10 protein-coding genes are annotated in these 9,984 nt (G+C 73.8%); 6 read left to right on the top strand and 4 right to left on the bottom strand.

From position 1 onward, the window contains the following. The first annotated feature begins 107 nt into the window (after positions 1–107). The 3 genes from CWIS_RS12610 to CWIS_RS12600 all read left to right on the top strand — a co-directional run bounded on the left by CWIS_RS12610 (position 108) and on the right by CWIS_RS12600 (position 1,661). A complete protein-coding gene (locus CWIS_RS12610) occupies positions 108–665 on the top strand; it encodes a DUF2510 domain-containing protein (protein ID WP_082156441.1) in 558 nt (185 codons plus the stop codon). An 85-nt stretch (positions 666–750) separates the two neighbouring features. Further along, complete coding sequence (locus CWIS_RS12605) at positions 751–1,047, top strand: type II toxin-antitoxin system VapB family antitoxin (RefSeq protein WP_048343659.1); 297 nt, start codon at positions 751–753, stop codon at positions 1,045–1,047. After that, the gene (locus tag CWIS_RS12600) at positions 1,044–1,661 is read left to right on the top strand and encodes a LytR C-terminal domain-containing protein (protein ID WP_048343658.1); all 618 of its coding nucleotides are present in this window, start codon (positions 1,044–1,046) and stop codon (positions 1,659–1,661) included. The genes CWIS_RS12605 and CWIS_RS12600 overlap by 4 nt, the downstream gene beginning before the upstream one ends. Positions 1,662–1,759: 98 nt before the next feature. Here the strand turns inward: CWIS_RS12600 and CWIS_RS12595 are convergent, their stop codons facing one another. Further along, on the bottom strand, positions 1,760–3,130 hold the full coding sequence (locus CWIS_RS12595) for a uracil-xanthine permease family protein (RefSeq protein WP_048343657.1): 1,371 nt from the start codon (positions 3,128–3,130) through the stop codon (positions 1,760–1,762). Between the two features lie 169 nt (positions 3,131–3,299). On the opposite strand from CWIS_RS12595, the gene CWIS_RS18985 reads away from it, so the two are divergent. Together CWIS_RS18985 and CWIS_RS12590 are read left to right on the top strand one after the other, a co-directional pair. After that, positions 3,300–3,515 carry a hypothetical protein gene (locus tag CWIS_RS18985; RefSeq protein WP_170211004.1) on the top strand — a complete coding sequence of 72 codons (216 nt, stop codon included), beginning with the start codon at positions 3,300–3,302 and terminating at the stop codon, positions 3,513–3,515. Positions 3,516–3,646: 131 nt separating this feature from the next. Beyond that, entirely contained in the window at positions 3,647–4,933 is a 1,287-nt protein-coding gene (locus CWIS_RS12590) for a glycosyltransferase 87 family protein (protein WP_231583856.1), read from the top strand. On the opposite strand, the gene CWIS_RS12585 is transcribed toward CWIS_RS12590, so the two are convergent. The 3 genes from CWIS_RS12585 to CWIS_RS12575 all read right to left on the bottom strand — a co-directional run bounded on the left by CWIS_RS12585 (position 4,921) and on the right by CWIS_RS12575 (position 8,870). Beyond that, positions 4,921–5,856, bottom strand: a complete 936-nt coding sequence (locus tag CWIS_RS12585; protein WP_048343656.1) for an LLM class F420-dependent oxidoreductase — start codon at positions 5,854–5,856, stop codon at positions 4,921–4,923. The two genes, CWIS_RS12590 and CWIS_RS12585, sit on opposite strands and share 13 nt — an antisense overlap. Before the next feature lie 65 nt (positions 5,857–5,921). Next, positions 5,922–6,878: an Fpg/Nei family DNA glycosylase gene (locus CWIS_RS12580; RefSeq protein WP_048343655.1), complete on the bottom strand. Its 957-nt coding sequence runs from the start codon at positions 6,876–6,878 to the stop codon at positions 5,922–5,924. Positions 6,879–6,914: 36 nt separating this feature from the next. Further along, positions 6,915–8,870, bottom strand: coding sequence for an AAA family ATPase (locus tag CWIS_RS12575; RefSeq protein ID WP_231583854.1), 1,956 nt, complete (start codon positions 8,868–8,870; stop codon positions 6,915–6,917). A gap of 211 nt (positions 8,871–9,081) precedes the next feature. Here CWIS_RS12575 and CWIS_RS12570 point away from each other — a divergent pair, with 211 nt between their 5' ends. Then, positions 9,082–9,984 carry a L,D-transpeptidase gene (locus CWIS_RS12570; RefSeq protein WP_048343654.1) on the top strand — a complete coding sequence of 301 codons (903 nt, stop codon included), beginning with the start codon at positions 9,082–9,084 and terminating at the stop codon, positions 9,982–9,984.

Raw genomic sequence — 9,984 nt, 5'->3', positions numbered from 1 at the left:
CCCCACGTGGGGCCCGCCGTTCGTCGTTCCCGCGCTCAACCTGCGGCCCGCACGTGCCGACCAGAACGGCAGACGCCGCAGTGGAGGCGTCCGACGATGAGGACGCCATGACGACGACCCAGCCCGGCTGGTACCCCGACCCGCAGAACCCCGCGACGATGCGCTGGTTCGACGGCACGCAGTGGACCGCGCACGTGGCGACCGCCGCGACTCTCGACCCGCGCACCGTGCAGCGCTCGTCGTGGTCGACCACCAAGATCGTCGTGACGGTCGTGGCCGTCGTCGTCGGCGTGCTCGTCGTGCTCGGGGTGCTGGCGGCGATCGCCATCCCCGTGTTCCTGAACCAGGCGAACACCGAGGGCTTCCGCACCAGCGTGGAGGGAGCGACGTGCGAGCAGGTGGTCGCCGAGGCTGTGGAGCTCTCGCACCGCGACCTGCCCGACGGCTACGTCGCGCTCGCGAGCGTCACCGACGCGCACGCGGTGACCGACGACCGCGGCACCGTGCAGCGTCCGGCGACGGGCGAGCTCGCGCACGTCCTGACGTGCGAGGGCACCGGGCAGTGGGAGGACGGCACCTCGAGCGCCATCCGGCTCTCGTTGTCGGTCGACTCGGCCGGGCGGCACACGATCGCGGACACCACGGACACCAGCCCGACGACGTGACGCCGCACGCAGGACGGACGGCGACGTCACCCGAAGGGGGCGGCGAACGTCGGGAGAACGGCGGCTCGCCCTCTAGAGTGTCACCGTGATCTTCAAGGCGGTGGGCGAGGGCAGGCCCTACCCGGACCACGGGCTCGAGACGGCGAAGCAGTGGGCCGAGGTCCCGCCGCGCCAGGTGCGGCTCGACGACCTCGTGACCACGAAGCGCACCCTCGACCTCGACGCGCTGCTCTCCGAGGACTCGACGTTCTACGGCGACTTGTTCGCGCACGTGGTGCAGTTCAAGGGCGTCATGTACCTCGAGGACGGCCTGCACCGCGCCGTCCGCGCCGCGCTGCAGCAGCGTCCCGTGCTGCACGCCCGGGTGCTGGTGATCGAGTGAGCGACGCGGATCGCGCGCGGGCGCTGCGACGCCGGCACATGCGCGAGCGCCAGGCGGTCGTGTTCGGGGTGCTGCTCGCGGCGCTGGCCGTCGTCGGGCTGGGTGCGGCCGCGATCTACACGGGCAGCCTGACCCTGCCGTTCGTCGAGGAGGAGTTCGCCGCGAAGCCCTCCCCGACCCCCACGTTCCGCGCGTTCCCGTGCCCGCCCGAGGGTGCGCTGCCCGTCGCGTACGGCGACATCACGCTCAACGTGTACAACTCGACGTCGACCGGCGGCCTCGCCGCGACGACCATGAAGGCGTTCACGGACCGCGGCTTCAAGGCCGGCGAGACCGGGAACCAGCCGGCGTTCACCGGCACCGCGCAGATCGCGTTCGGCGTCTCGGGGGTCGCCGCCGCCTACACGGTCGCCGCGCACGTCACGGACCCCGTGCTCGTGCTCGACGGCCGCAAGGGCCCCGAGGTCGACATCACGCTCGGCTCGACCTTCACCACGCCGATCCCGGCCGACCAGGTGGTCCTCGACCCGGAGACCCCGCTCGTCGCCCCGAAGGGCTGCAAGCCGCTGCCGGCGCCCACGGCCGCGCCGACGGCCGCAGCGACCGAGGGCTGACCGCTCGCGCAGCGCACCTGCACGAACGACGCGGGCCGGCCCCCCATCGGGGAGCCGGCCCGCGTGCTTCGTCGTGCGAGTTCGTCGTCGTGCGCAGGTCAGCGCGCCGCCGCGTCCTCGACCACGTGCTCGTCACCACCGGGCGCGGACGCCGGCGAGGCGGGCTCGTACGACGTGCCCCGCCACCGGGCCAGCACGCGCATCAGGTGGTAGACGCCGATCGCGCTGACCGTGCCGAGCGCGATGCCCGTGAACGTCAGATCGCCCCAGTGCCACGTGAAGTCCGCGATCCCGACGACGAGCGCGACCGCCGCGGGCGTGAGGTTCACCGGGTCGGAGAAGTCGACCTTGTTCTGGATCCAGATGCGCGCGCCGAGCAGGCCGATCATGCCGTAGAGCAGCGTGGCGGCGCCGCCGATGACCCCCGGCGGGAGAGTCGCGACGGCCGCGCCGAACTTGGGCGACATCGACAGGAGGAGCGCGGTGGAGCCCGCGACCCAGTACGCCGCGGTCGAGTAGACGCGCGTCGCGGCCATGACCCCGATGTTCTCGGCGTACGTCGTCGTGCCGGACCCGCCGCCGAGGCCGGCGAGCGTGGTCGCGACGCCGTCCGCGAACAGCGCGCGGCCGGTCACCGGGTCGAGGTCGCGTCCCGTCATCGCGGTGACCGACTTGAGGTGGCCGATGTTCTCCGCGATCAGGACGAGCACGACGGGCAGGAACAGCGCGAGCGTGCCGACCTCGAAGCGCGGCGTGACGAACGTGGGCAGCCCGACGAGCGGCGCGTCCCCGATGACGGCGAAGTCCACCTCACCGCGGATCACGGCGACGGCGTACCCGATCAGCACGCCGACGAGGATCGCCAGCCGGCCGATGAGCCCGCGGAACAGCACGGTGCACAGGATGATCGCGCCCAGCGTGCACAGCGCGGTGACGGGCGCGGCGCGGAACCCGCTGGTCTCGTTGACGCCCCACGCCGCGGGCGCGAGGTTGAACCCGATCAGCGCGACGATCGTGCCGGTCACCACCGGCGGCATCGTCACCTCGATCCAGCGCGTCCCGACGACGTGCACGACCAGGCCGACGAGCGCGAGCGCGACACCGGTGACGAGGATGCCGCCGACGGCGACCGCCTGCCCGCCGCTCGCCGCTGCGGCAGCGATGGGAGCGAGGAAGGCGAAGCTCGAGCCGAGGTAGCTCGGTACCCGGTTCCGGGTGATGAGCAGGAAGCCCAAGGTGCCGATCGCCGAGAAGAACAGCGTCGTCTGGGCCGAGAAGTGAGTGATGGCCGGCACCAGGATCGTCGCGCCGAACATCGCGACCACGTGCTGCATGCCGATGCCGATGGTCCGCGGCCACGACAGCCGCTCGTCGGGGGCGACGACCGTGCCCGGTGAGATCGTCTTGCCGTCGCCGTGCACCGACCACCCGAACCAGCGTCCCTGCTGGGGCTCGACCTCAACCGCCACGTCAGTCCTCCTCCTCGTCCGGCTCGTCGTCCGGCGCGCTGCGTGCACGAGCGGTCGACGACCGTCCCGTCCCCCGTGACGGAGGGTAGTGGTCCGCGCCCGACGCGCAGCGAGAACGTCCGCATGACATGGTCGTGCGGTAACGTCCGCTGCGACTCGGGAGGCCGAGATGTCCGAGAACGACCAGCCCGTCACCCCGCCCTGGCCGGACCGCGTGGTTCCCGGCGGAGCGCCGGACCCGGTGGCAGCGACCGCACCGGTCGCGCCGCCGCCGCCCGACGCGCCGGACCAGGGGGACCCGGACGCGCTGCTGCAGGAGGAGCGACCGATCGTCCTGCCGCCGGCCGGTCCGCAGACCGGCGTCGTCACCCCGCCGCTCCAGTAGTCCGCCCGACCACCGCCTCGTCCCGCACGGGGCCCGCCAGCACGGAGGCCCCGCTGCACCGCCTGCGCCGCTCGACCCTGGCCGTCTGGGTCGCGTTCCTGCTGGTCCACGCCTGGTTGCTGGTGCTGGGCGTGTTCCTGCGACCCGCGCAGACGTTCTGGGACATCGACCTGTACCGCTGGTGGATGTGGCAGGGCCTGAACGACGGCACGTGGCCCGTGCTCGACGGGCCGTGGGTCTACCCCGTCGGTGCGCTCGTCCCGATGCTGACCGCCGCGACCGGCGGAACGGACAGCACCACGGGGTACGCGCTGGCGTGGAGCCTGTGGGTCACGGCGTTCAACGCCGTGGGGCTGGTGGCGCTGCTGCACGCGCCGCGCGTGGTCGGCCACCGGCACATCGAGCGCACCACGGCGGGGGCGTGGTGGTGGGTCGGGTTCACCGCCCTGCTCGGGCCTGTCGCGATGGGGCGGCTCGACGCGGTCGTCGCGCCACTGGTGGTCGGGGCGCTCGTCGTCGCGCTGCGACGCCCGCGGATGGCCGCCGCGCTCCTGACGGCCGGGGCGTGGGTCAAGGCCGCGCCCGGCGCGCTGCTGCTCGCGCTCGTCGTCGTCGTGCGCCGCCCCTGGCGCGAGGTGGTGCTGCCCGCCGCGCTCGTGTGCGCGGGCGTCGTCGCGCTCGTCGTCCTCGGCGGCGGCCGGGAGCACCTGCTGTCGTTCCTCACCGAGCAGGGTGAGCGCGGGCTGCAGGCCGAGTCCGTGGGTGCGACCCCGTGGCTGCTGGCGAGCCTCGTCGACCCCGAGGTGGGCGTCGAGCTCAATGCCGAGCTCATCACGTGGGAGGTGCACGGCCCGGGCGCGCAGGGCGCGGCGGACGCGCTCGGCGTGCTGTTCCTCGTCGGCATCGCCGCCGCGGGGGTGTTCCTGTGGTGGTGCGCCCGCCGACTGGGGCCGCGCCTGTGGTCCGACGAGACCGCGCGCGCCCAGCTGCTGGTGCGCGGCGCGCTGCTGATCGCGACGCTGCTGATCGTCCTGAACAAGGTCGGGTCGCCGCAGTTCATCGGGTGGATCGCGCCGCCGGTGGCGGTCGCGCTCGCGCTGCGCCTGCCCGGGTGGCGGTCGACCGCGTGGTTCGTCGCCGCGATCGCGGGGGCGACGCAGCTCATCTTCCCGTGGGGATACCCGCAGATCACGACGGGCGGCGTGGGCATGACGCTCGTGCTCGCGGCGCGCAACGTCGCGCTCGTCGTGCTGGCCGCGACCGTCGTGCTCGACCTGCTGCGTGAGACGCACGCGCCCCGCGCGACCTCGGGCGACCCGGACGACGACCCGGCCGTGGCCTCGCACGTCGCGTCCGACGAGGACGCGCTGGTGCCCGGACCGACGCCCGAGCACCAGCGCGACGCTCAGCCGAGCTGAGGCGCGACCTCGCTCGCGACGAGCTCGAGGTGGTCCAGGTCGGCCAGGTCGAGCACCTGCAGGTAGGCGCGGCTCGCGCCCTGCTCGCGCAACCAGCCGAGCCGCTCGACGACCTCGTCCGGCGTGCCGGCGAGCCCGTGGGCGCGCAGCTCGTCGGGCTCGCGGCCGATCGCCTCGGCACGCTGCCGGAACTGCGCCTCGTCCTTGCCGACGCACAGCACGAGCGCCGCGGAGAGCACCAGATCGTCGGCGGGGCGGTCGATCGCCGCGCACGCCGCGCGGGCGCGCGCGAACTTCTCCGCGACCGTGTCGAGCTCGGGGAACGAGAGGTTGAACTCGCTCGCGAACCTCGCCGCGAGCGCGGGCGTGCGCACCGGGCCGTTACCGCCGACGATCACGGGCACACCCGGGCGGCCGTGGACCTGCTGCACGGGCTTCGGCAGCGCCGGTGAGTCCTCGAGCGTGTAGTGCTCGCCCGCGAAGCCGTACTTCTCCCCGACCGGCGTGCCCCACAGCCCGGTGACGATCTCGAGCTGCTCCTCGAGCAGACCGAACCGCTTGGCGGGGAACGGGATGCCGTACGCGCGGTGCTCCGCCTCGAACCATCCGGTGCCCAGCCCGAGCTCGACGCGCCCGCCCGACATCTGGTCGACCTGCGCCACCTGGATCGCCAGGATCCCCGGGTAGCGGTAGGTGACCGACGACACGAGCGTGCCGAGCCGGATCCGGCTCGTCTCCCGCGCCAGGCCGGCGAGCGTGGTCCACGCGTCCGTCGGTCCCGGCAGGCCCTCGGTGCCCATGCCCAGGTAGTGGTCGGAGCGGAAGAAGGCGTCGAAACCCAGGTCCTCGGTCGCGCGCGCGACGCGCAGCAGGTCGTCGTAGGTAGCCCCCTGCTGAGGCTCGGTAAACACTCGCAGTTCCATGCCGACCATCATGCCTGCCCCCTACACCGGTCCCGCGCGGGGGTCCGGGGAGGGGCATGGGTCGGTCAGGGGCGCTGTTGGCAGGTGGGGCAGCGGTAGAGCTTGCGGGAGGCCATGTCCTCGACCGTGATCGGGGTGCCGCAGACGTAGCAGGGCTCGCCTGCGCGGCCGTAGACCCAGTGGCGCAGGGCCTTGTCCGTGAGGGCGGCGCGGCGCTCGTCGGGGGTCAGGTCCTCCCGGGTGATCATCACGCCGGTCGCGATGCCGTCGGGCAGCAGGCGGGCCCAGTCCTGCCAGAGCGCGAGCGCGACGGCCGGCGGGACCTGCTTGCCCGGGGTCCACGGGTCGAGCCGCGCGCGGAACAGCAGCTCGGCGCGGTAGATGTTGCCGATCCCCGCGACCACCGACTGGTCCATGAGCAGCTGCCCGACGGCGACGCCCCGCGCGCGCAGGCGGCGCACCATCTCGGCACCCGCGGCAGCCAGGTCGCTCTCCGTGGCCGGGTCCGGTCCGAGCCGTGCGACGACCGCCGCGGCCGCCTCCGGGTCGAGCACCTCGCACGCCGACGGTCCGCGCAGGTCCGCCACGGTCTCGTCTGTCGCGAGGCGCACGCGCACCTGGCCGACGGGCTCGGGCGGGAACGCGTCGCCGTGCGGCACACCCGCGACGAGGCCGCCCTCGTCGGCGGGCGACTCACGCTCGTCCTCCCCCATGCGGACCGCTCGCCGCAGCCGCGGCGCACCCAGCGACCCCCACGCGGCCTCGCCCGCCACGATCGGGGACAGCCGCCCGTAGAAGTCCCACGCGCCGTACAGGCCGAGGTGCACGCGCAGCACGTCGCCGCCTGCGAACTCGAGGAACAGGTGCTTGCCCACGGCCGACGAGCGCTCGAGCACCTGGCCGTCGAGCCGTGCGGCGCCGGCGGCGAACCGCCCTTGCGGCGAGCTCACCCGCAGGGCGCGGCCGACGAGGTCGGCGTCGAGCTGGCGGGCGATGCGGTGGACCGTATGACCTTCGGGCACACCCGCAGGCTATCGGCGGCGTGGTCGGCCGACGGGTCAGGCGGCCGGGTTGCTGCCGAGGCGGCCGGCCATCGCCTTGGCCAGCACCGGACGTGCGGCGCGGACCTCGGCCATCGACTGCGCGCGCTCGAGCACGTCGGTGATCTCCGGGCCGATCAGCTCGTGCCGGTCGAGCAGCGCGTCGCGCAGCGCCTCGACCAGGTGCCGGTTGCGGGACAGCAGGCGCCGAACGGTCGACCGGGCCTCGTCGAGCACACCCTCGAGCTGCTCGCGTGACGCCGGGTCGGCGAGCACCGCGGAGACCAGGTCCCGGTCGACCGCGAGGAACGAGACGAGCGAGCCCGTCATGCCCGCGGCCCCGACCATCTGCGCGGCGGTCCTGGTCGCGGCGGCGAGGTCGCTCGCGGGACCGGTCGAGGTGTGCCCGTAGAACAGCTCCTCGGCCACCCATCCGCCCATGGCGATCTGCACGAGCGCCTGCAGGTCGTACTGCGAGTGCGTCCACACCTCCTCGCAGTCGGTGTGCGCGAGCAGCCCGAGCGCCTCGCCGCGGCGGATGATCGTCAGCACCTCGAGCGTCCGGTTCGGCGCGACGAGCCACGCGACGGTCGCGTGCCCGGCCTCGTGCGTCGCGATCAGCTGCTGCTCGGCCTCGGTGTAGCGCACGGGCTGGCCGATCCCGACCATCTCGGTGATGCGCGCCTGCTCGACGTCGTGGAACGACATGGTGGTCGAGCCGCGGCGCAGCGCGTTGACGAGCGCCTCGTCGAGCAGGTGCTCGACCATGACCGGCGTCCACCCGTTGGTCGCCGCCGCGATGCGGTCGCGCAGCGCGGGGTCGTCGAGCGAGACCTCGTGCGAGCGCCGGGCCAGGAAGTGGTCGACGAGCGCCCGACGACCGTGCGCGTCGGGCGTGGAGAACGTCAGGTGCCGGTCGAACCGGCCCGGGCGCAGGAGCGCGGGGTCGAGCGAGTCCGCGCGGTTGGTCGCGGCGATCAGCAGGATCGGCGCGCGTCCCGGGCGGCGCTGCTTGAGCTGCTTGTGGCCCGGCAGCAGGAGGTTGACGGCCGCGATCATGCGGTTGACGAGCTTGTCGGTGCCCGTCGGCTCGTCGAACGACTGCATCTGCACGAGCAGCTCGTTCACGACCCCGCCGGTGCCCTCCGAGACGACCGCGTTCGTCGTCGTCCCGCCGAGTCCCGGCAGCAGCCCGGAGGAGGCCGAGACGCACGACGACGAGGCGGACGGGATCCCGGACGGGACCGCACCGAGCATCCCGCCGCGGCGCAGTGCGATCGCGTCGATCTCCTCGATGAACCCGATCGCGCCGCCCTCACGCCGGGCCGTGGTGCGCAGCGCCCGGAAGTACGCGCGGATCTTGCGGGCCGTCGCGCCGTAGTACATCGACTGGAACGACGTGGCCGAGACGAACAGGAACGGCACGCCCGCCTCGGCGGCCATCGCCTTGGCGGTCATGGTCTTGCCGGTCCCGGGCAGGCCCTCGAACAGCAGGCCGCGGCGCGGGGTGCCGCCCATCTGGTCGGCGAACCGCCGGTGCGTCTGGAACAGGTCGATCGAGCGGCGCACGTCCTCCTTCACGGGGTCGATGCCGATCACGTCGTCGAGCCGCACGTCCACCTGCTCGGGGCGGTAGACGAGGTGCGGCGAGCGAGACGTCCCGACCGTCGTCAGCACGACGAGCAGGAGCATCGCGACGAAGAACACGATGATCGTCACGAGGAACGGGTCCATCGTCGGCAGCTGCGGCAACGGCGACCGGTTGAGGAATGCGGCCGCGATGACCCACGCCTCCCCGAGCAGGACGAGCGCGGCGAGCCGGTAGACGCGGCGACGGCGCATCCGCTCGCGCTCGACCGCGATGTCGTGCGCACCCTGCCGGATCGGCGACCTCAGCTCCTCGGCCACGTCGGTCTCCTCGTCGTCGATCGCCGGACGCACGCACCGGCGGGCACGCGCGTACCGCGGCGCCACGGCACCACGTCCGCCCATCGTCCGGCCGGGTGAACACCACCGCAAGATCGGACAATTCGGACCACCCGAACGGCGTAGTGCCTCGTCCCTCCGGGTCCGCCGCCCGCCCGCCGAGGGCGGTCCGCCACCCGCGCCGCGGACGCGACCGGGTGCACGGCCGCGTCCTGCGGCACCATGAGATCGGGACGACCCGGACGACGAGGGAGGCTGCGTGGGCGCCACCGCACGGCCCCGACGGGCACGCGCGTCAGCCGCGGCCCTGCTCGTCGCGACCCTCGTCGCGGCCCTCGCTGGGTGCGCCTCGTCCGGCACGGTCGACGCCGACCCGATCGCGCCTGCCGTCGTCGTGCACGAGGACGTCACGGTCGCGAAGGCCGCCGTCCCGTCCCCCGAGCCGCTCCCCGACCTGACGACGCTCACCGTCATCGACCCGGTGCACGTCGTGCCCGGTCTGCTCGCGCTCGACGGCCTCACCCAGCTCGAGAACGACGACGCGACGCTCGGCCGCTGGCGCACGGCGTCGGTCGTGCGCGACACCGCCGCGTACGACGCGCCCCACGGCCGGCCGGTCGGCGTGCTGCCGGCACGGACGCTCGGGATCGCCACGACCGTCCCCGTGGTCGACGCGCGCGGCGGCTGGCTGCGCGTCATGGTCGCCGCGCGCGGCGCGCTGCCGAGCCAGGACGCGACGCGCGTCAACGAGCGCACGGCGTGGGTCCGGGCGGCCGACACCACGCCCGGCGGCACCGACTGGCGTGTCACCGTCGACACGTCCGCGCAGACCGTGACGATCGACGACGGGCAGAACGTCACGACGCACCCCGTGCTCGCCACCGGGTCGCCGTCGCGACCCACGCCGCCGGGGCCGCAGTTCGTCGTCGGGGCGTTCTGGGATCAGCCGGGCACGACGACACCGCGCGTGATCCTGCTGTCCACGCAGAGCGAGACCATGGACGACTACGACACGCGCACCGGCACGTCCGCGACGGCCTTCCACACGACGACGCTGCGCTCGCGCGGCGAGGTGTCGAACGGCTGCATCCGCCTGTCCGACGAGGTCGCCGACCTGCTCTGGAAGCGCGTCCCGGCCGGCACGCTCGTCGTCATCACCTGA

This window comes from Cellulomonas sp. A375-1, assembly GCF_001040865.1.
GTDB lineage: Bacteria > Actinomycetota > Actinomycetes > Actinomycetales > Cellulomonadaceae > Cellulomonas > Cellulomonas gelida.
The sequence above is the reverse complement of the archived record's forward strand: the minus strand, read 5'-3'. Positions and strand labels throughout refer to the sequence as shown.

Excerpts from the sequence above, each read along its gene's own strand:
- CWIS_RS12585 (WP_048343656.1), bottom strand. The coding sequence starts at position 5,856 with ATGGAACTGCGAGTGTTTACCGAGCCTCAGCAGGGGGCTACCTACGAC.
- CWIS_RS12610 (WP_082156441.1), top strand. The coding sequence starts at position 108 with ATGACGACGACCCAGCCCGGCTGGTACCCCGACCCGCAGAACCCCGCG.
- CWIS_RS18985 (WP_170211004.1), top strand. The coding sequence starts at position 3,300 with ATGTCCGAGAACGACCAGCCCGTCACCCCGCCCTGGCCGGACCGCGTG.